The organism is Methylobacterium sp. FW306-05-D (genome assembly GCF_058782155.1).
In genome coordinates this window covers 36,866-58,721 of the sequence record NZ_JBYSXL010000025.1, presented here as the reverse complement: position 1 = coordinate 58,721, position 21,856 = coordinate 36,866, and the positions used below count along the sequence as shown (strand labels likewise).

General features: G+C 67.4%; 20 protein-coding genes and 4 pseudogenes. 19 read left to right on the top strand and 5 right to left on the bottom strand.

Annotation, left to right across the window (positions count from 1 at the left end; genetic code table 11):
• On the bottom strand, positions 1-4,181 hold a 4,181-nt coding region (locus tag AC3WLN_RS11260), incomplete at its 3' end, for a SwmB domain-containing protein (RefSeq protein ID WP_492481246.1).
• A gap of 376 nt (positions 4,182-4,557) precedes the next feature.
• On the opposite strand from AC3WLN_RS11260, the pseudogene AC3WLN_RS11255 reads away from it, so the two are divergent.
• The 5 genes and pseudogenes from AC3WLN_RS11255 to AC3WLN_RS11235 form a co-directional block, all read left to right on the top strand.
• Positions 4,558-4,803, top strand: a pseudogene (locus AC3WLN_RS11255) (integrase core domain-containing protein); the annotation flags it as partial.
• A 34-nt stretch (positions 4,804-4,837) separates the two neighbouring features.
• A pseudogene (locus AC3WLN_RS11250) lies at positions 4,838-5,149 on the top strand (integrase core domain-containing protein); the annotation flags it as partial.
• Between the two features lie 36 nt (positions 5,150-5,185).
• Entirely contained in the window at positions 5,186-5,536 is a 351-nt protein-coding gene (locus AC3WLN_RS11245) for a transposase (RefSeq protein WP_492481244.1), read from the top strand.
• Positions 5,527-6,333: pseudogene (locus AC3WLN_RS11240) on the top strand (IS3 family transposase); the annotation flags it as partial. The gene AC3WLN_RS11245 and the pseudogene AC3WLN_RS11240, both read left to right, overlap by 10 nt.
• A 171-nt stretch (positions 6,334-6,504) precedes the next feature.
• Positions 6,505-7,689: pseudogene (locus AC3WLN_RS11235) on the top strand (IS256 family transposase).
• 265 nt (positions 7,690-7,954) lie between these two features.
• Here AC3WLN_RS11235 and AC3WLN_RS11230 read toward each other — a convergent pair.
• Positions 7,955-8,251, bottom strand: coding sequence for a hypothetical protein (locus tag AC3WLN_RS11230; protein ID WP_492481242.1), 297 nt, complete (start codon positions 8,249-8,251; stop codon positions 7,955-7,957).
• 216 nt (positions 8,252-8,467) lie between these two features.
• Here AC3WLN_RS11230 and AC3WLN_RS11225 point away from each other — a divergent pair, with 216 nt between their 5' ends.
• A complete protein-coding gene (locus tag AC3WLN_RS11225) occupies positions 8,468-9,103 on the top strand; it encodes a glutathione binding-like protein (RefSeq protein WP_492481240.1) in 636 nt (211 codons plus the stop codon).
• 47 nt (positions 9,104-9,150) lie between these two features.
• On the opposite strand, the gene AC3WLN_RS11220 is transcribed toward AC3WLN_RS11225, so the two are convergent.
• Positions 9,151-9,687 carry a DUF2147 domain-containing protein gene (locus tag AC3WLN_RS11220; protein ID WP_492481239.1) on the bottom strand — a complete coding sequence of 179 codons (537 nt, stop codon included), beginning with the start codon at positions 9,685-9,687 and terminating at the stop codon, positions 9,151-9,153.
• 287 nt (positions 9,688-9,974) lie between these two features.
• On the opposite strand from AC3WLN_RS11220, the gene ndk reads away from it, so the two are divergent.
• Together ndk and AC3WLN_RS11210 are read left to right on the top strand one after the other, a co-directional pair.
• On the top strand, positions 9,975-10,397 hold the full coding sequence (ndk, locus tag AC3WLN_RS11215) for a nucleoside-diphosphate kinase (RefSeq protein ID WP_056468908.1): 423 nt from the start codon (positions 9,975-9,977) through the stop codon (positions 10,395-10,397).
• 134 nt (positions 10,398-10,531) lie between these two features.
• The gene (locus AC3WLN_RS11210; RefSeq protein ID WP_492481237.1) at positions 10,532-10,909 is read left to right on the top strand and encodes a hypothetical protein; all 378 of its coding nucleotides are present in this window, start codon (positions 10,532-10,534) and stop codon (positions 10,907-10,909) included.
• A gap of 19 nt (positions 10,910-10,928) precedes the next feature.
• Here AC3WLN_RS11210 and AC3WLN_RS11205 read toward each other — a convergent pair whose 3' ends face one another.
• Entirely contained in the window at positions 10,929-12,092 is a 1,164-nt protein-coding gene (locus AC3WLN_RS11205; RefSeq protein ID WP_492481235.1) for an AI-2E family transporter, read from the bottom strand.
• Positions 12,093-12,389: 297 nt separating this feature from the next.
• Here AC3WLN_RS11205 and AC3WLN_RS11200 point away from each other — a divergent pair, with 297 nt between their 5' ends.
• The 11 genes from AC3WLN_RS11200 (at position 12,390) to AC3WLN_RS11150 (ending at position 20,537) form a co-directional block, all read left to right on the top strand.
• Positions 12,390-12,692 carry an acyl carrier protein gene (locus AC3WLN_RS11200; RefSeq protein ID WP_243913336.1) on the top strand — a complete coding sequence of 101 codons (303 nt, stop codon included), beginning with the start codon at positions 12,390-12,392 and terminating at the stop codon, positions 12,690-12,692.
• 77 nt (positions 12,693-12,769) lie between these two features.
• Positions 12,770-13,240, top strand: coding sequence for a 3-hydroxyacyl-ACP dehydratase FabZ family protein (locus tag AC3WLN_RS11195; protein ID WP_492481233.1), 471 nt, complete (start codon positions 12,770-12,772; stop codon positions 13,238-13,240).
• A 10-nt stretch (positions 13,241-13,250) separates the two neighbouring features.
• Complete coding sequence (locus AC3WLN_RS11190) at positions 13,251-14,390, top strand: beta-ketoacyl-ACP synthase (protein WP_492481231.1); 1,140 nt, start codon at positions 13,251-13,253, stop codon at positions 14,388-14,390.
• A gap of 52 nt (positions 14,391-14,442) precedes the next feature.
• Positions 14,443-15,741: a beta-ketoacyl-ACP synthase gene (locus AC3WLN_RS11185; RefSeq protein ID WP_492481229.1), complete on the top strand. Its 1,299-nt coding sequence runs from the start codon at positions 14,443-14,445 to the stop codon at positions 15,739-15,741.
• On the top strand, positions 15,738-16,520 hold the full coding sequence (locus tag AC3WLN_RS11180) for an SDR family NAD(P)-dependent oxidoreductase (protein ID WP_492481228.1): 783 nt from the start codon (positions 15,738-15,740) through the stop codon (positions 16,518-16,520). Before AC3WLN_RS11185 ends, AC3WLN_RS11180 begins: the two co-directional genes overlap by 4 nt.
• Before the next feature lie 14 nt (positions 16,521-16,534).
• Positions 16,535-16,813, top strand: a complete 279-nt coding sequence (locus tag AC3WLN_RS11175; RefSeq protein ID WP_492481226.1) for an SH3 domain-containing protein — start codon at positions 16,535-16,537, stop codon at positions 16,811-16,813.
• A 77-nt stretch (positions 16,814-16,890) separates the two neighbouring features.
• The gene (locus tag AC3WLN_RS11170; RefSeq protein WP_492481224.1) at positions 16,891-17,241 is read left to right on the top strand and encodes a hypothetical protein; all 351 of its coding nucleotides are present in this window, start codon (positions 16,891-16,893) and stop codon (positions 17,239-17,241) included.
• On the top strand, positions 17,228-17,545 hold the full coding sequence (locus AC3WLN_RS11165; protein ID WP_492481222.1) for a type II toxin-antitoxin system PemK/MazF family toxin: 318 nt from the start codon (positions 17,228-17,230) through the stop codon (positions 17,543-17,545). Before AC3WLN_RS11170 ends, AC3WLN_RS11165 begins: the two co-directional genes overlap by 14 nt.
• Positions 17,546-17,608: 63 nt before the next feature.
• Positions 17,609-18,631: a zinc-binding dehydrogenase gene (locus AC3WLN_RS11160; RefSeq protein WP_492481220.1), complete on the top strand. Its 1,023-nt coding sequence runs from the start codon at positions 17,609-17,611 to the stop codon at positions 18,629-18,631.
• 114 nt (positions 18,632-18,745) lie between these two features.
• Complete coding sequence (locus AC3WLN_RS11155) at positions 18,746-19,759, top strand: lipid A biosynthesis lauroyl acyltransferase (RefSeq protein ID WP_492481219.1); 1,014 nt, start codon at positions 18,746-18,748, stop codon at positions 19,757-19,759.
• Between the two features lie 4 nt (positions 19,760-19,763).
• The gene (locus AC3WLN_RS11150) at positions 19,764-20,537 is read left to right on the top strand and encodes a DUF1223 domain-containing protein (RefSeq protein WP_492481217.1); all 774 of its coding nucleotides are present in this window, start codon (positions 19,764-19,766) and stop codon (positions 20,535-20,537) included.
• Between the two features lie 113 nt (positions 20,538-20,650).
• On the opposite strand, the gene AC3WLN_RS11145 is transcribed toward AC3WLN_RS11150, so the two are convergent.
• A complete protein-coding gene (locus tag AC3WLN_RS11145; RefSeq protein ID WP_492481215.1) occupies positions 20,651-21,526 on the bottom strand; it encodes an outer membrane protein in 876 nt (291 codons plus the stop codon).
• Positions 21,527-21,856: the final 330 nt, after the last annotated feature.

Below are 21,856 nucleotides of genomic sequence, written 5' to 3'. Positions count from 1 at the left end.
TTGCCTGCGTAGCCGTAGATCGTGTCGTTGGCCGCGCCTCCCTTCAGGGCATCGTTGCCGGCGGTCCCGAGGATCAGTTGGCCGCCTTGGCCCGCGACCGTGTTGATGCTCAGACCGACCTGCCCACCGCTGCCGGCATTGCCCGCCAAGTCGACGTAGCTGGAAGCGGCCACGCCGATGCTGTCGGGACCAGAGAACCCGGCCTCGGGGGTGAACACGGCGGTGTAGGTCGCGACGTCCACCGCAGTCAGGCCGCTCAGCTGACCGTGGGTAACGCTCACGTCCGAAAGGTCGAAGCCGCGCACGGCTTCGCTGAAGGAAAACGTCACCAGTGCGGTCTGACCTAAGGTCACCTGGGCATGGTCCGACGAGATCGATAGGCTGGGAGCCAGCGTGTCGGGCGGGGTGGTGTCGAGATCGACGCGCAGCTGCCCACCGTTGCCGACATTGCCCGCCAGGTCGCGGTAGCTGCCAGGCACCACCGAGAGAGTCTCGGCGCCGGTGTAGCCGGGTGCGGGTGTGAAGAGGGCGGTGTAGGTCGAAGCGTCCACCGTTGTCAGGCCGCTCAGATGGCCGTGGGTAACGCTCACGTCCGACAGGTCGAAGTCGCGCACCGCCTCGCTGAACGAGAATGTCACCAGCGCGGTTTCGTTGGCCTTGAGGAATCCGTTGCTGGAGATCAGGGAGACCGAAGGTGCCTCGGCATCGGGCGTCTTATTGGCAACGGCCAAACTAGCAATTGGCGCCGATCCGTTGCCGGGAATGTCCTGGACTGCGCCGGTCGCACCATTCAGCGCAATAGATTGACCTTGGACGACCGGGGCATCCAGCGTCAGCGTCACCCGGCCGTCGGCTGGTTCCAGGGCGACAGCGGTAATGGCGCGGTTTTGCCCATCGACTTGTACGTCGAATGCTCCCGCCACCGGGGCATGCGTCGCGTCCAGAGCCTCGCTGAATGTGAGCGTAAGCGTCGCCCCATCGACGGTGGCGGATTTCAGCGTTGGCCGACGGGCATCGATGATGTCGCCATCCTGCGTCACTGCAACGGTGAAGGTAGGGCTCAGATTTCCGGAGGGGTCTGACAGGGTGAGCGAGATCGGGACTCCGGCGGCAGAATCGAGTTGAATGTTGCTTTCGTCAACGATGAACTGCGCGGTGTAGAGATCGGGCCGGATCTTCTGAAGATTAAACAGCGTAAAGCCCGCCACGCTGCCGTTGGCCAGAGCTAATGCGTCATGCTCGTAGGAGGTCGCGATCGTCACCGTCCCGATGTCGCCGATCCTCAGCGGCTGGGCGGGGATGGAAACGGACGAGATCACCGGCGGTTTGGCGTCGGGAAGCAAGTTTAGGATCGCACGCTCGATGGAGGACGCATCGTTCCCGAGAGAATCCTGTATGGCGAGCGCATCGTTCGCCAACGTCGGATCGAGGTACTTCAGAACCACGAAGCTGCCGCCCTGCACCGGCACGCCAAGCGAGAGAACGAGCGCTCCCGTCGCGGGATCAATCTCGACGCGACTGACAGGTACCGTCTGGTTATCGACGCTCAGGAGAAAGGCCGTCGGTAATGGCAGAGGGCCGTCGAGACGCTCTGAATAAGTCAGGGTCAGGCGCGAACCCTCGACCGTGCCCGATACGAAGGCCGGTGCGTTGGCATCGATCCGGATGTCGGTCGCGCCGATCGTTCGCGGATCGACCGTGAGGTTGATGACGTTCTTGGCGGTCAGCGAGAGAAGGTCGTTGCCGGCGACATCCTGAATCGCCGCAGCATCGTCGCCGGACGTCGGATCCGTATAACTGACGGTGACGCCGACCCCCGAGAGGACGGGCTGATTCAGAAGAAGTTTGAGGGTGTTCGCGGAACCGTCGCTCATGACAGAATCCACGGCAACCAGGGCGCCGGCCACTTTGACGAGAAAGTTGGCCTTTGCCGGCAGATGATTAAGATCGAGGCTCTCGTTGAACGTCAGGGTGAGCGTCGCAGCATCGACGGAGGCAGCGAGAAACCGCGGGCGTTGCGCGTCGATCGAACCCGGGCTTTCCAGGGAGCCTCGGAATTCCTGGCTCTGCTCGCCGAACGAATTCTGAAGAACCAGCCGCGCATCCCACGCGGCCCCGGCAATTCTGTCCGTACCGCCTTCCGCAATAAGTGCCTTGGCAGCGTATGTGCTGTCGTTCACCTTGACGAGGCCCGACAGATGAAAGCCGCCGACCGCACCCGAAACCAGCGAGTAGATCTGGTTGCTCGGTACCACGCTGATCAGAACGGGGACGACATCACCAATCTTCCATGAGCCGTGCTCCACAGCTAAGGCAACGATGTGCGGCGTCGTGGAGCTGGCGGGGCTCGCTGATCCGCCGGAAAGCTGTGCCTGCTGGGTCAGTGCGGACCCAAAGGTCGGCGTCGCGGCACGAAGAAAACCGGGCATGTCGGCCGGGGCCACGGACCCGTACTGCAGCGAGCCGTACGACTCCCCGCTATTGAGAGACATACTCCAGCTATTATAAAGATGCGTTACCTTGGAATAAAGGTAAAATACATTCGAGGAATGATACGACCCTTCCCGCTTGAAAACGGAGTCACCGCTGTTAAGCGAAACGATGTTGTGATGAAAATTAACCGAAGAAGAGTCCGTGCTTCTGTCGAGAATAACCGCTGCAGATTGCTTTTGTGTATTATTGGTTTCTATAACAGTATTGTAACCCATATCGAAACCAGTGATCACGGATGCGAAGGCGCCTCCACTGTTGTGAATTGTTGCGAAACCAGCATTGTTGATACTGACGTTGTTGACGATCGAAACGTTGGTGATCCAGCCCCCGCCGTCGCTACCGACCTCGGTAAAGCGATCCCCGCCCTCCACCCAGTTGTCGTGAATGAAGGTGTTGGCGACGGTCCCAAATATCTCAAAAGCGCCCCCATCGACGCCGTAATCATAGCTCGCACTTTTCGCATTGATAATTTTATTGAACGACAGTTCGTTGTTGCTACCGGCAATGACTGCCCCATTCGCTCCGTAATCATCATTCGCATTGATCGATTGCGGGGTATTTTTAACCATATGAAAGTCGTGCATATAGTTTTTTGTTATAATGTTGTCGTAGCCAGCGATCAAAAATCCTTCGCCGACATTTGCGGTCTCTGAATTTGCAACCGTCACATGGTGGGAGTTTTTATCGATGTTGACGCCTGCTTGGCCGGCACCATCAAACTTAAGTCCGTCTAGAACGACATAGCTCGCGCCGCGCAGATTGACGGCATCACTGTAGCCCGACGCAAGATTTGTAATCACGGGTCGGCCACCTTCACCATAACTGGTGAAGGTAATCGGTGCGTCTGGCGTCCCGTTCGCGGAGATCTGCAAGGCGGCGTTGGAAAGACGCAGGTTGAGCGTCGTACCGGACGCATCAAGATCGACGCTGGCCGGAGTCAATTCTTGACCATCGGACATGATTCTAAAACTGCTCAGATCTGGAAGGTGATCCCGATCGAGCACCGCATCATAGCCCAAGAAAATCGATCCCGCGTCAGCGGTCATCGCGATGAGATGTGGCGCAGCGACATTTGCCGAACCTTTAACTGAGGCTGATTGCGTGTAGGGGACGCTCTCCAGACCAGCCGCATTTCGGAACGTCAGATTCACGGGGATTGCACCGCCTGGCGTGACATCAGCGCCGTATTCGGTCACCTTAAACTGGACAGTATAAGTGGAATTATCAAGCTTAACGAGATTGTTCACCGAGTAATTATTGATGCGACCTGAGATATTGGTGTAATTCTCGGCATCGGCTGCGACAATCACCTGAGCGGTGACAACATCTCCGATTTTGTAGTTCCCTGCTGCAATCGCGACGGATGTGATGACGGGGGCGGTGCCGTCGAGGGTGGATCGGACCGTGCCCTGCTGCAGAAACGACGCCGCTGCGGTTCCGTCTTTCCCTTGGATCGCGAAAGCGTGGTCGTCGCCCGCAGATGGCACATAGGATACCGATACCGGGCGATCGGGCGTGAGGCCGGAGGAGCCTGTGTAGGTCGTGCCCGCACGGAATGCGACCGTGTCCCCCGGCGCCAGCTTCAGTCGGTTTACGGCAGCAAGTGAAAAGAGGGGCGAATCAGGTGAGGTTCCACTATTACTGTCGCTGGCACCCGCGAAGGTATTATCGATATAGTAGATCGTCATCGCCCCCAGCTTCCAAATCGAAGGTCACGCTGCGGTCAGTTTGACCGAGCTTATCTGCGTGTTGCCAATCTGCGTGTTGCCAAATTGGGCTGCAATTCTGCCATACACCGCCAATCCCCGATTCGCTGTGATCGCAGACAATGTCAAAAATTCGGCTTTGCGCTCGGATGAAACGCATAAATACCATACATTGGCAATTGGGTACGCAATCAACCCTGTCGACTTCGATGTCATTTTAAAAATCAGATAGGCGTGTCGCGGTTGTCTCAGTTGGCCTGCCTCCTGAAAAGTGGTCCTCCCTGAGGTATGGCTTGTCGCCATGTGGAGGATATTGTGATGCGTCGGAAGAAACATACAGCTGCAGAGATTGTTGCCGAATGGGTTCTGCGAGAGCTTCAACGCGAAGCTGCGCGACGAACTCCTCAATGGCGAGGTGTTCTACACCCTCAAGGAAGCCAGCGTCGTGATCGAGCAATGGCGCAGGCACTACAACACCGTCCGACCGCACTCGTCGCTCAGCTACCAGCCGCCTGCGCCCGAGGTCATCCTCTGACCACCGGAACCGAACGGCTCGGTGCCGCCCGCTCGCCCTGCCATCGTCACGCGACCGACGATGCACTAACTTCGAACCTGGACCACCGGATCGGGGCAGGCCACACATCTTCGGCCGCGTCTGTGCCGAAAACGACATCGAGCACCGGCCGACCAAGGTGAACCATCCCTGGACCAACGGTCAGGTCGAGCGGATGAACCGCACAAGCAAAGACGCGACGGTCAAACGCTACCACTCCGATCGCCACGATCAGCTCAGGGACCACCTCCAACTCTTCGTCGATGCCTCCAACCACGCCCGCCGGCTCAAGACCCTACGCGGCCTCACACCCTACGAACGCATCTGCCAAGCTTGGACCAAAGAACCCGAACCCTTGGAGTGGGCCCCTTGGGGTGGACGGATTGGGCAAGGCTGATTGACCGACTGGCTGGGTCTTCGAAGGATGAAGACCATGGCACGACACCGTTCTCACAGCGTCGCGTTCAAGCGTCAGGTCGCGCAGGAGTACCTGTCGGGCGAGACGCTGCACGGCTTGGCCAAGCGCCACGATCTCTCGCGCAACCTCGTGCGCGTCTGGGTGCAGAAGTACGAGACGGGCGCGTTCGACGACGACGCGGCCGCCGCCGACACGATCCAGACCTATGAGGCGCGCATCGCTGCGCTCGAACGGCTCGTCGGCCGGCAGGCGCTTGAGCTTGAGTTTTTAAAGGGGGCTCTGCGCAACGGACCGCCGCCGCGAAGCGGGCCTATGTCCGTGATCACCGGCCCGGCAGCCTCTCCGTCGCTGCGGGATGCCGGCTGATGGGTCTGGCGCGCTCCACCTACTACGACGCTCCGACGCGGGCTGCCGACGATACCGCCCTCGTCGAGGCCATGGCCGCGATCTGCGACGCGTTCGAAGCCTACGGCTGGCGCCGCGTACAGGCGGCCCTGCGCCAGCAGGGCTGGCAGGTGAACCATAAGAAGGTCCGCCGCCTCATGCGGGAGCACGACCTGCAACCGCGCGTCCGGCGCCGCTACGTCACGACCACCGACAGCGATCACGACAGCCCGATCTTCCCGAACCTGGCCCGGGACATCGCGCCGAACGGGCCCGATCAGCTCTGGGTCGCGGATCTGACCTATGTCGCGGTAACGGTTGGCTTCGTCTACGTCGCGATCATCCTGGATGCCTGGTCGCGCCGCGTGGTCGGCTACGCGCTCGGCCGGTCGATCGACGCCCGCCTGACCCTCGCGGCTCTGCGCGCGGCGATCGAGCGGCGTCGGCCGGCACCGGGACTGACCCACCACACAGACCGCGGCAGTCAATACGCTGCCGAGGCGTATCGAAAGGTGCTGGCTGAGCACGGGATCGTCGGCTCGATGGGCCGGCGCGGCAATCCCTACGACAACGCCAAGGCCGAGAGCTTCATGAAGACGCTCAAGGTCGAGGGAGTGTACCCGATGGCGTTCGAGACCTTCGCCGATGTCGCAGCCGAGCTACCCCGCTTCATCGACGAGGTCTACAATACCAAACGGCTGCACGCCGCGCTCGGGTATCTCAGCCCTGTGCAGTTCGAGAAGCAACACGCCCGGCCGACGGTCAAAACCGCTGCCTGATCGTGCCCACCGTCAGGGGCCCACTCCACCTTCAGGGGCAATCCGGCACACCTCATCCCGGGACCGTACAGGGGTCGTGTCCCAGGCGGTGGTGTAGCTGACGGGTGGTCATCGGCGATTGCCGGGTAGGGTCGGGTTGCGACAGCCAACCCTGAACCCGAAAGCCCCCCGATGACCGATGAGATGATGACGTTGCGCGGCCTCATGGAGAAGAGCGCCGACGCGGATTTGCTGCGTGAGATGATCGGCTTTGCGGCCGAGCGGCTGATGGAACTGGAGGTGGGCGGCCGACCGGCGCAGCCCACAGCGAGATGAGCGCTGAGCGACTGGTCCAGCGCAACGGCTACCGCGACCGGGACTGGCAGACCCGGGCCGGCACGGTCGAGCTGCGTATCCTAAAGCTGCGCAAGGGTTCGTACTTCCCCGGCTTCCTAGAGCCTCGCCGCATGGCCGAGAAGGCGCTGACCGCGGTGATCCAGGAGGCCTACATCCAGGGCATCTCGACCCGCTCCGTCGATGACCTCGTCCAGGCGATGGGCGGCACGGGCGTCTCGAAGAGGCAAGTCAGCCGGCTGTGCTAGGGTCGGCGCGTTCCTCGACCGCCCCATCGAGGGCGAGTGGCCGTATCTCTGGATCGATGCGACCTACGTGAAGGTTCGCCAGGCCGTCCGGATCGTCTCGGTGGCGGTGATCGTGGCGGTCGGCGTGAACGCCGACGGCCGGCGCGAGGTCCTCGGCATGGACGTGGGCCCGTCGGAGGCTGAGACGTTCTGGACCGCCTTCCTGCGCAAGCTGGCCCGGCGCGGCCTGCGCGGGGTCACGCTCATGATCTCGGACGCCCACGAGGGCATCAAGGCCTCGGTGGCCAAGGTGATGAACGCGACTTGGCAACGCCGCCGGGTGCACTTCATGAGGAACGTGCTCGCCCATGATGGCCGCAGCGGGCGGCGCGTCGTCTCAGCCTTCATCGCCACCGCATTTGCTCAGGACGACGCCGAGGCGGCCCGTCAGCAATGGCAGCGGGTGGCCGACCAGCTCCGCCCCAAGATGCCCAAGCTCGCCGCCCTGATGGACATGGCCGGGCCCGACGTGCTGGCCTACATGGGCTTCCCGGCCGCCCACCGGGTCAAGCTGCATTCGACCAATCCGTTGGAGTGCCTGAACGGCGAGATCAAGCGCCGGACCGAGGTCATGGGCATCCTCCCCGACGAGGCTGCCATCACCCGCCTCGTCGGCGCGATCCTGCTCGAACAGAACGACGAGTGGGCCATGCAGCGGTCGCGCTACATCACCCTGGAAAGCATCGCCCCGATCGGCGATGATTCCCTCGTCAGCCTGCCAACTCTGGCAGCCTGATCGTCCCGGCCCGAGCCGGTGATCGTGGTGGCCCTCAACAAGCTACACCACGCCGCGGGACACGACCGAGGCAGATGCACGAATTATGAGGGACGCGGAGGCGCGGCGCAGCTTACCGACGCGCGTTAAAGCAATCACCTATGCTCCCGCGGTAAGCGGATTTTCGCGGTTACACACAAACGAAGGCAGTCAGCTCCATACACCGCTCAGCCGAAGAATACTGTGACTCTACCGGTATACAGAACCAGGGCAACAGAGATCTATGTCATTGAATAAACGCAGTTTTTAGGCGCTTCACGCACTTGCTGTAATATTGGGGCCATTTCGGTCCCTGCGCGGCCTTGTCGGCCACCGAGAGGGCGCGCCACTCGGCGCCGCACTTCTTCTGGCGCGCGCGGGCCGCGCTCTGGCCGACGCTGAGCTCCTTGGCGGGCTTGGGCGCCGCCGCGGCTTGTGCCAGCGCACCGCCGGAGACGACGGGGCTTGTCACAACCAGGGGACTTGCCAGAAGCAGCAAGCCCGCGAACAAGGCACCGGCGCGGCACGAACGGAACGACAGCATGACGACCCCCTGGACGTTTGTGCGCCGCCATCCGGCGGCCCGCCCGCATCACAGCCACAACCGTGGGCGAGGGCAAGTGCCATCTGTGCGGGTAGGCGTGCGATCCACTGCTCCCGCCACCGCCCGTGCCGATGGCACGGAGTCTGCAACCTTCCGCTCGCGTTCCGGATTGTTTCGGCGAATCGAGCGGGCCTGAACAGGGTCGGAAACATCAGCATGGCACACGCCCCGGGAAAACCCATCGACGTGCACACCTGGAGCACGCCGAACGGCTGGAAGATCCCGATCATGCTGGAGGAGTGCGGGCTGCCCTACCGGGTGGTGCCGGTGAATATCGGCCGGGGCGACCAGATGGCCCCGGACTTCCTGCAGATCTCGCCCAACAACAAGATCCCCGCCATCGTCGACCCGGACGGCCCGGGAGGCGAGCCGATCACGGTGTTCGAGTCGGGCGCGATCCTGCAATATCTCGGGCGCAAGACCGGCTGCCTCTATCCCGCCGACGAGCGCGCCCGGGTGGCCGTGGACGAGTGGCTGTTCTGGCAGGTGGGCGGCTTCGGGCCGATGCTGGGCCAGGTCCACCATTTCCGCATCTACGCGCAGGAGAAGATCCCCTACGCGATCGACCGCTTCACCGCGGAGGCCCAGCGCCTCTACGGCGTGCTCGACAAGCGCCTCGCGGACCGGGACTATGTGGCGGGCGACTTCTCCATCGCCGACATCGCGATCCTGCCCTGGGCCAAGTACCACGAGAAGCAGAGCATCGAACTCGCCGCCGTGCCCCACGTGCGGGCCTGGCTCGACCGCGTCATGGCGCGGCCGGCCGTGCAGAGGGGCTTCGCGGCGGTCTGAACGGAGAGCGCCCCGATCCCGGGCCGCCCCCCCTCGAAGTGCTGCCCTCACTCGGCCGGGGCGGCGGCCTTGGCAGGCGCGACCTTGGCGGCCTTCGGCGCCGGGCGCGGGGCCGATTCGGGCGTGGCGGCGGAAGCCTGCTGGTTCACGTCCGGCACCCGGGTCCAGGTCTGCGAACCGCACAGGACCTTGAGGAGGCAGCCGGAGACCGAGAGCTCGGAGCCGCTCTCCCGCTCCAGGCTGACCTGGTACATCTTGCCCTCGTCGGCGTTGTAGATCTCGCCGGAGAACTTCGTCTCCTCGGGCTTCAGGTTGTCGAGGAGCGTCAGGCCGAGCACGGGGCGGGAGCGCTTCTTCGGATCGGGGTTCTTGATGTCGGTGCGCGGGGTGCCGTCCTCGTTGGTCGCGGTCTTGGCCCAGACCACCTTGCCGCAGATGTTGGCGGCACCCGGACCGCAGCGGTCGATGCGGACCTTGGCGCGGCCGTCCCCGGTGAGCCAGGTCCCCGACGGGTCCTGGGCCGGCGCGGCGGAGGCGGGGGCGAGGCCGGCAAGGATGAAGGCGGCGATGAGGGCGACGCGCATGTCCTGGTCTCCATGTGGCGTGGCTGCGGCGGGACGCCGGCGGCCAGAGGTCGGCAGGGATCGGTATCGGCCCCTTCGGAGGAGGCCGTGATCGTCTGGCCACAGGAGGCGTCCGCATTCGGGCGATTTTCCGGCGCTGTTGCGCCAAAGCCATGGCGGCCGGAAAACCGGTGCCATGACCCCGGTTATCCCCCGCGAATCCGCCTCGGGTTGAGGGTCGGGAGTCCGCCCGCTATAAGCCCGGCGCCGAAGCCATTTTCGGCTGAGCGATCACAACCGGACGGACCATGGCCACCGAGCGCACCTTCTCCATTCTCAAGCCCGACGCGACGAAGCGGAACCTGACCGGCGCGGTCAACGCCGTGATCGAGAAGGCGGGCCTGCGCATCGTCGGTCAGCGCCGCATCCAGATGAGCCGCGCCCAGGCCGAGAAGTTCTACGAGATTCACAAGGAGCGCCCGTTCTTCGGCGAGCTCGTGGAGTTCATGACCTCCGGCCCGGTCGTCGTGCAGGTGCTCGAGGGCGAGAACGCCGTCGCCAAGTACCGCGAAGTGATGGGCGCCACCAACCCGGCCAATGCCGACGAGGGCACCATCCGCAAGACCTTCTCCGAGTCGGTCGGCGAGAACACCGTCCACGGCTCCGACAGCCTCGAGAACGCCAAGGCCGAGATCGCCCAGTTCTTCCAGGATTCCGACATCGTCGGCTGAAGCCCGCGGGGCGCCGGAGCTTCGCGGAAGCTCCGGCGTTTGCCGTCCCAGTGTGGCTCCGGCGCCCTTGCGCGGCGGGGGCACGGACGTGAAACCGGTTCGTTCCCGAATCGCTTTCACGGACCCATCATTCCATGCGCTCCATCGCCCCGCGCACCGGCCGGCTCCTGCTCGCCGCCGGCCTGCTCTCGCTCGTCGCCGCCTGCAACGCCAACAAGTCCGGCCCGACCGCGTCCCTCGAGGGCTACACCCCCGATCCGGCACTGAAGACGGCCTCCACCGGCAACCTCACGGGCCGTGTGCGCCACGCCTGCACCGTGACCCAGGCCCGACTGCAGAACGTCTCCGAGGTCTCCCTCGCGCGCCCCTGTGGCTGCTACGCGAACCAGACGCTCGCGAGCCTCGACAAGGGCGAGCTCGATGCCTACCGCAGCACCGGCTACTTCAACGATTCGGCCCGCGCCAAGGCCCTGAACGCCCTCGACAGCTGCAAGCTGCCGCGCCCGGCGTAAGGCGCGGCGCGCCCCGGGCTCAGGCCCGGGGTGCCTCTTCCGGCCGGCCCTGCGTGAAGTCCCGCCAGAGTAGGATCAGCGCGGCCATCACGGCCGGGCCGAGGAACAGGCCGAGGAGGCCGAAGGTCTCGACGCCGCCGAGGATGCCGAGGAGCACCCAGAGGAAGGGCAGGCGGGTCGTGCCACCGATCAGCGCCGGGCGCACGAAGTGGTCCGCCACGAAGGTGACGACGAAACCCGCCACCACGACCACCACCGCCGGCACCACCGCGCCGTTGGCGAGCAGGATCGCCGCCGCGATGCCGAAGACCAGGGGCGCCCCGAACGGGATCATCGCCGCCACCGCCGTCAGCGCCCCGAGCAGCACCGGGTGCGGCACACCGGCGAAGTAGTAGACGATCCCCAGGAGCACGCCCTCGCCGAGGCCGACCAGGACGAGGCCGTCCACGGTGCCGTGGACCGAGGCCACCATCTGCCGCGCCACCCGCTCGCCCCGGGGCCCGAACAGCTTCGCGCTGGCGGTCAGCGCCTGGGCCGCCACCGCCCGCCCGTCCCGGAACAGGAAGAACAGCGCCACCAGGGTGAAGCCGAACAGGACGACCCGCCGGACGATCTGCGCCCCGAGGCTGCGGGTGACCCCGATCACCGAGGAGTTGTCGAAGCGGTGCAGGAGTTCCGAGCCGGCCGCCGGATGGCTCAGGTTCTCCGCCCACCAGGCCTGCGCCTGCGCCGCGCCGAAGGGGAGATGACCGAGGAAATCCGGAACCGGGATGCCGGACGTCTCGAAGGAGCGCGCCCAGGCGACCACGTCGTGGGCCTCGCGCGCCGCCTGCACGCCCAGAACCACCAAGGGGATCAGGAAGACCAAGGCCACCGCCGCGGTGAACAGCAGGGGCAGCAGGATGTTGTGCCGGCCCGGTGGCCAGCGCCGCTCGGCGCGGGCGTAGAGGGGCCCGAGGGCGATCGCCAGGATCACGGCCCAGACCAGGGCCGGGATGAAGTGGTGCAGCACCCAGATCCCGAGGCCCGCGAGGACGAGGACCAGGGCGAAGCGGGCCAAGCGCTGCGACGGCCCCGACAGCGGGTGCGCGCCCGCACGCGGCGGATGGTCGGGGGCCAGGCGCGGGTCGGGCACGCCCGCCGGCGGCGCTCCGGCCGGCGTCACGGAGGGGAGATGTGCCATCGTGTTGATCGACCTCGTGGGGACCGGCCGCGGCGGCACGTCCTCAGCGTCCATCTAGTCCATCGCCGCAGGATCGGAATGGAGGCGGCCGCCCGATCGCGACGCCGTGATGGCCAAGGTTGCCCCTCCTACACCCCTCGTGTAAGGGACCGCCTTCACTGTCCAGGGCGGCGGTAATGCCGGCCGAAGGGGCATGCTGCGCGACCGGGGGCACCGGGCACCATGCGCCGGATCGCTCCGGCCCCCGATCGGCTCGGGCCGAACCCGGTGGAATACCCAGTCACACGGCGAGAACGCATGTCCGACCAGACCCATACCGCAACCTTCGACCGCGTCGCGGACATCATCAGTGACACCGCCGACATCCCGCGCGACACGATCACGCCCGAGAGCCACGCCATCGACGATCTCGGGATTGATTCGCTCGCTTTTCTCGACATCGCCTTCGCGGTGGACAAGGCCTTCGGCATCAAGCTCCCGCTCGAGCGTTGGACCCAGGAGGTCAACGAGGGCAAGGTGCCGGCCGAGGAATACTTCGTCCTCAAGAATCTCTGTGCCCGCATCGACGCCCTGGTGGCCGAGAAGGCCGCCAAAGCCTGAATCCGAGCCGCCCGGAACATCCTCGGCGACCGGCGCGGCCTCTTCGAAACACCCGCCCGTACGGGACCCTGGACGCCATGCGCCTCGAATATTTCGAGATGATCGACGCCGTGACCCGGTTCGACCGGGAGGCCGGCCGGATCGAGGCCCTGGCCCGCGTGCCGATGGAGAGCCCGGTCTTCGAGGGGCACTTCCCCGATCACCCGCTCGTGCCGGGCGTGCTGCTCACCGAGACCATGGCGCAGGCCTCGGGCTATCTCGTGCTCGCCCATCTGGGGTTCCGGCAGATGCCGTTCCTGATGGGCGTCGACAAGGCGCGATTCCGCTCCTTCGTCGGCCCGGGCGCCGAGCTGCAGATCGAGGCGAGCCTCGAACATGACGGTTCGGGCTACGCGGTGACCAAGGCGGCGATCCGTCACGACGGCAAGCCGCTGGCCAATGCCGAGCTGCGCTTCCGCACCATGCCGTTCCCGGCCGGCCTCGACGCGCCGATGCGCGAGCGGGCCCGCCGGATCGGGCTGTTCGATCTCGCGGGCGAGCCCGCATGAGCATGACCGCATGAGCGAACTTCGCGACGTCGTCGTCACCGGCATCGGCCTCGTCTCCTGCGCGGGCGAGGGCCTCGCGGCGCATCTCGCGGCCTTCGAGGCGGGGGCACCGGCGCGCACCGACACCGAGACCTTCGCGCCCTACACGGTGCATCCGGTCGCGCCCCTCGCCCTCGACGGACAGATCCCGAAGAAATCCGACCAGCGCCAGATGGAGCCCTGGCAGCGCCTCGGCGTCTACGCGGCTGGCCTTGCCCTCGATTCCGCCGGGGTGAAGGGCGATGCCGACCTCAAGGGGCGCATGCATCTCGTGGTCTCGGCCGGCGGCGGCGAGCGCGACACGGCGGTGGACGGCGCCATCCTCACGGGCCTGCGCGAGGCGGAGGACCCCGGCGCCTACCTCAACGAGCACCTGCAGAACGACCTGCGCCCGACCCTCTTCCTGGCCCAGCTCTCGAACCTGCTCGCCGGCAATATCGGGATCGTCCACGGGGTCACCGGCGCCTCGCGCACCTTCATGGGCGAGGAGGCCGCCGGCACCGACGCCCTGCGCATCGCCCAGGCGCGGATCGCCTCGGGCCAGGTGGACTGCATGCTGGTCGGCGGCTCCTACAGCGCTGAGCGCCCGGACGTGATGGTGATCCACGAGATGGGCGGCTACCTGCGCGCCCGCGACTTCCGCCCTGTCTTCGACCGCAAGCCGGAGGACGAGGCCGGCTTCATCCTCGGCAGCGCTGCCGCTTTCCTGGTGCTGGAAGCCGCCGAGCACGCCGCGGCGCGCGGCGCGCGGGCTCTCGCCCGCCTCGGCCCGGTGGGCAGCGACCGCACGAAGCGCGCGCCGGGCAGCACCGAGGCCAGCCTCGCTGGCCTCTGGGCGGCGGCGGGCGTCGCAGCGCCCGACGCCGTGCTCGCCGGCGCCACCGGCGTCGCCCCGGTCACGGCCGAAGAGGGCGCGGCCCTGGCGCGCCTCGCGCCGGGCGTGGCCGTGACGGCCCTGGGCGACCTCGCCGGCCACACCCTCGAGACGGTGGCCCCCTTCGGCGCGGCCCTGGCGGCGGCGCTCGTCGCCGAGCGGGGCCTACGCGAGGTGGCGGTGACGGTGGTGGGTCATCGCCGCGGCGAGGGCGTGATCCGGGTGACGGCGGCCTGACCCGGGGTGATCCCAGGCCTCGGTCGCGGCGAAAAGAGTGTAAGACGGCGCGATGACGAACCAATCTTTTCGTGATGCCAAGGTCCGGGACGCGAAGGGCCGGCCGCTGGTGGCGGTCACCGGCCTCGGCATCGTCACCTCCCTGGGACAGGGGCAAGCCGACAACTGGGCCGCGCTGACCGCCGGCCGGTCCGGCATCCACGCCATCCGGCGCTTCCCCACGGAGGGCCTGCGTACCCGCATCGCCGGCACCGTCGATTTCCTCGACACCGACCTGCTCGTGGCGCCGGCCCTGTCGCAGCGCTTCGCCGAGGCCGCCGCTGACGAGGCGATCGCCCAATCGGGCATCGGCCGCCCCGGCGACTTTCCCGGTGCCCTGTTCATCGCCGTGCCCCCGGTGGAGATCGAGTGGCCGCAGCGCCAGGCCCTGGCCGAGGCCTCGGGTCAGAGCGGCCCGATCACCTACACCGACCTGCAGCGCGCCGCTGCGAGCCGGCGCTTCGACCCCTGGCACGACCTCTTCATCTTCGGCACGGTGGCCGACCACATCGCCGACCGGTTCGGCACCAAGGGCTCGCCGATCTCCCTCTCCACCGCCTGCTCGTCCGGCGCCACCGCGATCCAGCTCGGCGTCGAGGCGATCCGGCGCGGCGAGGTCACCGCCGCCCTGTGCATCGGCACCGACGGCTCGGTGAACCCGGAATCCCTAATCCGATTCTCGCTGCTCTCGGCCCTGTCCACCCAGAACGATCCGCCGGAAGCCGCCTCGAAGCCGTTCTCGAAGAACCGCGACGGCTTCGTCATGGGCGAGGGCGCCGGGGCGCTGGTGCTGGAGGATGCCGAGGCGGCACGGGCCCGGGGCGCCAGGATCCTCGGCTACGTGCTCGGCTGCGGCGAGAAGGGCGATGGTTTCCACCGCACCCGGTCGAGCCCCGACGGCGCCCCCGGCATCGCGGCGATCCGCGCCGCCCTGGAGGATGCCGACACGGCCCCCGACGCCATCGACACCGTGAACGCCCACGGCACGTCGACGCCGGAGAACGACAAGATGGAGGCGATGAGCTGCGCCGCCGTGTTCGGCGACCGCATCCGCGCCCTGCCGGTTTCCTCCAACAAGTCGATGATCGGGCACACCCTCACGGCTGCCGGCGCGGTGGAGGCGGTGATCTCGCTCCTCACCATCGCGCACGGGCGCATCCCGCCGACGATCAACTACGCGGTGCCCGACCCTGCCATCCCCCTCGACATCGTGGCCGAGGCCCGGGACGTGCCCGTGCGCCGGGTGCTGTCGAACTCCTTCGGCTTCGGCGGCCAGAACACCTGCCTCGTGCTGGCGGACGAGCCGGCATGAGCGCGGGGGTCGATAGCGCGGGGGTCAATCGCCGCGTCCTCGTCACCGGCGGCGCCTCCGGCCTCGGCGCGGCGATCGTGCGGGCGCTGGCCGCCGCCGGCCACGACGTGGCCTTCACCTACCGATCCTCCGCCGAGGCCGCCGAGCGACTGGTGGCGGAGCTGTCGGCGGCCCATCCCGGCCGCACGATCACCGCGCAGGCCCTCGATCTCGCCGACCGCGCCGCCGTCGAGGCGTTCTGCGAAGAGATCGAGGCCGGCGAGGGTTTCCACGGCTTCGTCCACAATGCCGGCCAGTCCTACGACGCGCTGGCGGCGATGCTGGACCAGGACCGGGCCGAGGCGGCCATGCAGGTGAACTTCTGGTCGCTGACCCGCCTGGCGAAGTCCCTGGTCCGGGGCATGATCCGCGCGCGCGCGGGGCGCATCGTCGCCATCGGCTCGGTAGCCGCCCTCCAGGCCAATCCCGGCAACGCGGCCTATGCCGCCACCAAGGGCGCCCTCATCGCCTATTGCCGCACCCTGGCGGTGGAATCGGCCAAGCGCGGCGTCACCGTGAATGTGATCGCGCCGGGCTTCATCGATACCGGGATGATGGCTCCCTACGCCGCCTACCGCGCCACGATGGAGCGTCAGATTCCCGCCGGCCGCTTCGCGCGCCCCGAGGATGTCGCCGCGCTGGTCGCCTTCCTGATGGGCGAGGGGGCCGCCTACATCACCGGCGCGGTGCTGCCCGTCGACGGCGGACTGACCGCGATGATGGGCGTCCACCGCTCCTGAGGCCCGAGCCGACCATGGTCCCGATCCCCGCCGCGCTGGTCCTCCTGCTTCTCGCCGCCGGTCCCGCCGCCGCGGCCGAGGCGTTCCGAGTCGACGGGCTCCCGCGCGGCGAGACCCTGAGCATCCGCGAGACGCCCGATGCCGCCGCGCCCGCCCTCGGCCAAGCCCCGATGGGGGCCCGCCTGCGCGGCTTCGGCTGCACCGCCGAGACCCCGAGCGGCCTGACCTGGTGCCGGGTCAAGGCCGGCCCGATCCTCGGCTGGGCCCGGCGGCGCTACCTGTCGCCGGAGTGACCCGCACCGCCCTTGTGGCAGCCGCGCCCGGTTCCTAGACTGGCCGCTCCCACCAGGCGGACAGAGGAGGGCGTGCCATGGCGACCACGATCATCCGCGACGATGCCCTCTGGGCAGGCCAGATCGAGGGCGATCCGGACTTGGCTCGGCGTATCCGCACGCTCCCGGCGGACGACGCCATCGTCCTGCGCGTCGAGGGACGGACCATCCGCTTCCGCAAGATGCGCGATGATCGAGACGGACGCCCGACGGACGGCCTGAAGCCGGATCCGGATTTCCGGGAGATCTGGCGCAGCCTGCAGGCGCGGCGCGGCATGGCGGTAACGGTCGAGCCCGAGACCGGCCCGGACCCCTATCTCCTCTCCCTGACCGCGACGCTCACCGAGTGGAACAGTCCCGAGGACGCCGCGGCCTATGACGGCCTTTGAGCGATTCGACGTCCTGACCGCGCTCTTCCCGTTCCTCGATATTCCTGTCAGAAAGCCCCGGCCCGTCCTCGTCCTCTCGGCGCGCGCCTTCAATGCCGGGCACGGCCACGTCATCGGCGCCATGATCACCACCGCCGCAGTCGGTTCCTGGCCCAGCGACCACGTGATTCAGGACCTCGCGGCGGCTGGCCTGAAGCACCGCTCGGTGGTGCGCTGGAAGGTCTTCACCCTTCCGGACACGGTCATCGGCCAGCGGATCGGGGCCCTAGACGGAGCCGACCGGCACGCCGTCGAGGCGGCCTAGGCCCCACCTTCTCTCAGCGGTCGGCCTGAACGGGCCCGGCCCCGACACGGATCGTCCTGCCCCATGCAAGCCCTCCAGCTCCACGGTGACCGCGACCTGCGCCTCGAGGATGTCGCGGAGCCCGCCGCCCCCGGCCCCGGCGAGGTCCAGATCCGCGTGCGCGCGGTCGGCCTGAACTTCATCGACGTCTGGGGCTTCCGCGGCATGGCCTTCGCCAAGCGCAAGCTGCCGCTCGCGGTCGGCGCCGAGGCCTCGGGCGAGATCATCTGCGTCGGCGAGGGCGTCGAGGGGCTGGCGCCGGGCGACCGGGTGGCGATGTACGGCGCCCAGACCTGCGGGCGCTGCAAGGCATGCCGGGAGGGCCGCGACAACCTCTGCGAGGACGTGTCCGGCGTGATGGGCTTTCACATCGACGGCTTCGCACGCGAGCGCGTGATTATGCAGGCCCGCCTCGTGGTGAAGATGCCGGACGGCGTCAGCTTCACGGACGCCGCCTGCGCGCCCGTCGCCTTCGGGACCGTGCAGCACATGCTGTTCGACAATGCCCGCCTGGAGCCCGGCGAGAGCATCCTCGTGCATGCCGGCGGCTCCGGCATCGGCACCGCCGCGATCAAGATGGCCAAGGCCATCGGCTGCACCGTGTTCACCACGGTGGGCGACGATGCCAAGGGCGAGAAGGCGAAGGCGCTCGGCGCCGACCACGTCATCAACTATCGCGAGGAGCGCTTCGAGGGCGAGGTCCGGCGCATGACGAAGCGCAAGGGCGTCGACGTGGTGTTCGAGCATGTCGGGCCCGACACCTGGAACGGCTCGCTGCTCTGCCTCAAGCGCGGCGGGCGCCTCGTCACCTGCGGCTCCACCTCCGGCGTCTCGACCACCATGAACCTGATGCAGCTGTTCCAGCAGCAATACCGCATCACCGGCTCGTTCGGCTGCTCGATGGCCAACATCCGCGACGCGATGGCCAAGATGGCGCAGGGCATCACGCCGGTGATCGACACGGTGCTGCCCCTGGCGGATTTCGCGCAGGGGCTGGAGCGCCTGGAATCCCGGAAAGTGTTCGGCAAAATCCTCGTGACGCTCTGACAGGAGTCCCGTGACGCTCTGAGTTGCAGCGCACACGGGTGCCCACCCGCGTAAAAATGAATTATGCCAGGAACCAGGGTCGTCGCCGGAACGTCCCGCGTCACGGGATTCGTTTTGCTTCGCCTCGCCCTCGTCCTGAAGCGCAACCTGCCACGCCTCGCCGGGCTCGCGATGATTCCCCTGATCCGGGGCCTGTTCTGGCTGGCGCGGAGCCTCGGGGCGGAGCGCGCAAGCCAGCTCGGCGGCCGAATCATCCGGACCGTCGGGCCGTTCCTGCCCGCCCACCGCATCGCGATGGCGAACCTGCGGGCGGCCTTTCCCGAGCGCGACGAGGCCGCGATCCGCGCCCTCGCCCTGGAAGCCTGGGACAATCTCGGGCGCACCGGCGCGGAATACGCCCATCTCCACACCCTGATCGACATCGACCCGGCCGATCTCACGGCCAGCCAGCGCATCACGGTCGCGGGCGAGAGCCACTTCGCCGACCTGCGCGACGACGGCAAGCCGGGCCTGATCTTCTCGGCTCACTTGGCGAACTGGGAGCTGCCGGCGATCTGTGCGGCCCGGTTCGGCCTGGACGCCACCGCGATCTTCCGCCCCCCCAACGACGCGGCGTCCGCCCGCCTGGTGCAGGAGGTCCGCCGCCAGACCATGGGCGGTCTGGCCGCGGCGGGGCAGGGTGCGGTCTTCGCCATGCAGGGCGTGGTCGAGCGCGGAGGCCATCTCGGCCAGCTCATCGACCAGCACTTCACCCGCGGCGTCGTGGTGGAGTTCTTCGGCAAACCCGTGCTGGTCAATCCGCTGCTGGGCAAGCTCGCCCGGCACTACGAGTGCCCGGTCCACGGGGCCCGGGTGGTCCGGCGAGACGGATCGGGCTTCCACCTCGAGTTGACGCCGCCCCTCGAGCTTCCGCGCGACGCTTCCGGTGCCATCGACGTCCAGGGCGCCATGCAGGCCATGACGCGGGTGATCGAGGGCTGGATCCGCGAGAATCCCGGGCAGTGGCTCTGGATGCACCGGCGCTGGCGCCCCGCGATGCTGCCGAAGCCGAAACCGGCGCAGACGGACGCAGCGGGCCAGGATCGAGCGACCGTGATGACCGGGAATGGCCGGGCGGCAGTATCCTGAACTCATGAGCCGCGCCGCCACGCCCCTCCCGCGTCGAACCGCCGGCCTGCGCCTCGCCCTGCTCGTCGCGGCCGGCGTCCTGGTGTCGGCTGCCGCCCGAGTCTCGGCGGGCGAGCGCATGCCCGTGGTGATCGAGCTCTACACCAGCCAGGGTTGCGCCTCCTGCCAGCCGGCCTCGCGGGTGCTCGGCGAGTTCGCCCGCGACCCCGGCATCATCGCCCTGACCTTCCCGATCACCTACTGGGACTATCTCGGCTGGAAGGACGTCTACGCCCAGCCCGCCTTCACGGCGCGGCAGCGGGCCTACGCGTCCCTGCGCGGCGAGCGGCAGGTCTTCACGCCGCAGGCCATCGTCAACGGCGAGCCCTCGATGATCCGCTCGGACCGCAATTCGCTGGAACGGGCCCTGCGCCGCGCCCGGGCCGGGAGCCCGGCCCAGGTGTCGGTCCGAAGCTGGGAAGAGGGCGACCGCATCTGCATCGACGTCGGCGCGAGCACCGTGACGGACGCCAAGGCCGAACTCTGGCTGCTGCCGGTGATGCGCCGCCGCCGGATCGCCATCGGCGGCGGCGAGAACAAGGGCCAGGCCTTCGATTACATCAACGTCGTGCGGGGAATGCACCGGATCGGCCCCTGGACGGGCCATGCGGCCCATTACGAAGTGCCGCGCCACGCGGCCGAGATCGCCGAGGCCGATTCCTACGTGGTCGTGCTGCAGGGCGGCAACGAGGGTCGCCCCACCCGCATTCTCGGCGCCGCCAAGGCCCCGGGCTTCTGAAAGGCTTTCCGCCGCGGCACCACCCCGGGATCGCTCCCGGGGTGCCGTTTGACTGAGCGGCCAGTCTGATCGGGCTGGGGATGCTCAGGTCAAAAGGAGGTCCGGCCGACGCCTCAGTACGTGCCGAACTTGTAGTTCAGGCCGGCTCGGACGACGGCGAATTCGTCGGAGCGACGGCTGGCAAATCCCGTTGCGGCTGCATAATCCGTGCCGGAAACGCTGTACTGGGTCCCGGTGGAGTTCGAGTAGGCGAACACGCCGTTGCTGCTGTTGCGGTCGAGGCTGACATACAGCCCTTCGACCTTCAGCGTGACGGCCGAGGACCGGAAGAAGTTCAGGAACGAGTCGGTCGGCAGGGCATACTCGATGCCGCCGCCGGCGGCCCAGCCCGTGCGGAACGTGTCCCGGGCGCTGTTGGGCAGGCCGAAACTGGATCCGCCGCCACCGCCATAGGCGAAGCCGCCGGTGCCGTAGACCAGGGTCCGGTCGAAGGCGTAGCCGAGGCGACCGCGTACGGTGCCGAAATAATCGAGGTTCGACAGGCCGTTCGGGTTGACGAAGGTCAGGTCGGAATTGGGCGTACCGACGAAGGATGCCGTGTTGCGGCTGGTTTCGAAGCCGAGATACTGCGCATCGGCCTCGACGCCGACGACGAAGCCCGAGCCCGGCGTGAACTGATAATTGTAGCCGATCTGGCCGCCGCCGGTGAAGCCGTCGTTGGCGTTGCGGTTGCTGAAGGCGACGAGGCCCGGAGCGGCGCCGTTGGCGATGATGCCCGAGGCGGCCGTGGTGCCGATGACGGTGGCGCCGCGGCTGCCGTTGGCATCGAAGCCGTAGCCGGCGTTGAGACCCGCATAGAAGCCGGTCCAGCTGAAGACGGGCACCGCGGTGAAGACCGGCGGCGCCACGCGGCGCGGAAGGTCGGCGGCGGAGGCCGCCCCGGCGAGCAGCGCGGCCATCGGGCCGGCCAGCAGATAGGTCTTGGTCATGAGATCCTCGTTGTCTCCCGCGGGAGATCGCGAGCCCGGACGACGGGTCCGATCCGCGGGTCGATACCCGCCCATCCGTCCCGGGGCACGAGCGTGCATCCGGACGGCGTCGGGATCGGCCGATTCGATCGTCGCGCGCGCGTGCCGGCAAACGCGCGGCGCGGTGATCGGACGGTTTCCCGAACGATGGGCTCGGGAAGCGGGTTCGGAGCATCGGCCCGTCAGGGCGGCTGCAGGTCCGTGGCCGGTACGACCACGTCCTGACCTTGCGTGGGAATTTTGCCCACGTCAATCGAGCGAGCCGGAGTGGCGTGCGCCCGCACACGAGGG

Bases quoted from the DNA above. Each gene is read 5' to 3' on its own strand.
- AC3WLN_RS11245 (WP_492481244.1), top strand. From the start codon at position 5,186: ATGGCACGACACCGTTCTCACAGCGTCGCGTTCAAGCGTCAGGTCGCG.
- AC3WLN_RS11230 (WP_492481242.1), bottom strand. From the start codon at position 8,251: ATGCTGTCGTTCCGTTCGTGCCGCGCCGGTGCCTTGTTCGCGGGCTTG.
- AC3WLN_RS11225 (WP_492481240.1), top strand. From the start codon at position 8,468: ATGGCACACGCCCCGGGAAAACCCATCGACGTGCACACCTGGAGCACG.
- AC3WLN_RS11220 (WP_492481239.1), bottom strand. From the start codon at position 9,687: ATGCGCGTCGCCCTCATCGCCGCCTTCATCCTTGCCGGCCTCGCCCCC.
- ndk (WP_056468908.1), top strand. From the start codon at position 9,975: ATGGCCACCGAGCGCACCTTCTCCATTCTCAAGCCCGACGCGACGAAG.
- AC3WLN_RS11210 (WP_492481237.1), top strand. From the start codon at position 10,532: ATGCGCTCCATCGCCCCGCGCACCGGCCGGCTCCTGCTCGCCGCCGGC.
- AC3WLN_RS11205 (WP_492481235.1), bottom strand. From the start codon at position 12,092: ATGGCACATCTCCCCTCCGTGACGCCGGCCGGAGCGCCGCCGGCGGGC.
- AC3WLN_RS11200 (WP_243913336.1), top strand. From the start codon at position 12,390: ATGTCCGACCAGACCCATACCGCAACCTTCGACCGCGTCGCGGACATC.
- AC3WLN_RS11195 (WP_492481233.1), top strand. From the start codon at position 12,770: ATGCGCCTCGAATATTTCGAGATGATCGACGCCGTGACCCGGTTCGAC.
- AC3WLN_RS11190 (WP_492481231.1), top strand. From the start codon at position 13,251: ATGAGCGAACTTCGCGACGTCGTCGTCACCGGCATCGGCCTCGTCTCC.
- AC3WLN_RS11185 (WP_492481229.1), top strand. From the start codon at position 14,443: ATGACGAACCAATCTTTTCGTGATGCCAAGGTCCGGGACGCGAAGGGC.
- AC3WLN_RS11180 (WP_492481228.1), top strand. From the start codon at position 15,738: ATGAGCGCGGGGGTCGATAGCGCGGGGGTCAATCGCCGCGTCCTCGTC.
- AC3WLN_RS11175 (WP_492481226.1), top strand. From the start codon at position 16,535: ATGGTCCCGATCCCCGCCGCGCTGGTCCTCCTGCTTCTCGCCGCCGGT.
- AC3WLN_RS11170 (WP_492481224.1), top strand. From the start codon at position 16,891: ATGGCGACCACGATCATCCGCGACGATGCCCTCTGGGCAGGCCAGATC.
- AC3WLN_RS11165 (WP_492481222.1), top strand. From the start codon at position 17,228: ATGACGGCCTTTGAGCGATTCGACGTCCTGACCGCGCTCTTCCCGTTC.
- AC3WLN_RS11160 (WP_492481220.1), top strand. From the start codon at position 17,609: ATGCAAGCCCTCCAGCTCCACGGTGACCGCGACCTGCGCCTCGAGGAT.
- AC3WLN_RS11150 (WP_492481217.1), top strand. From the start codon at position 19,764: ATGAGCCGCGCCGCCACGCCCCTCCCGCGTCGAACCGCCGGCCTGCGC.
- AC3WLN_RS11145 (WP_492481215.1), bottom strand. From the start codon at position 21,526: ATGACCAAGACCTATCTGCTGGCCGGCCCGATGGCCGCGCTGCTCGCC.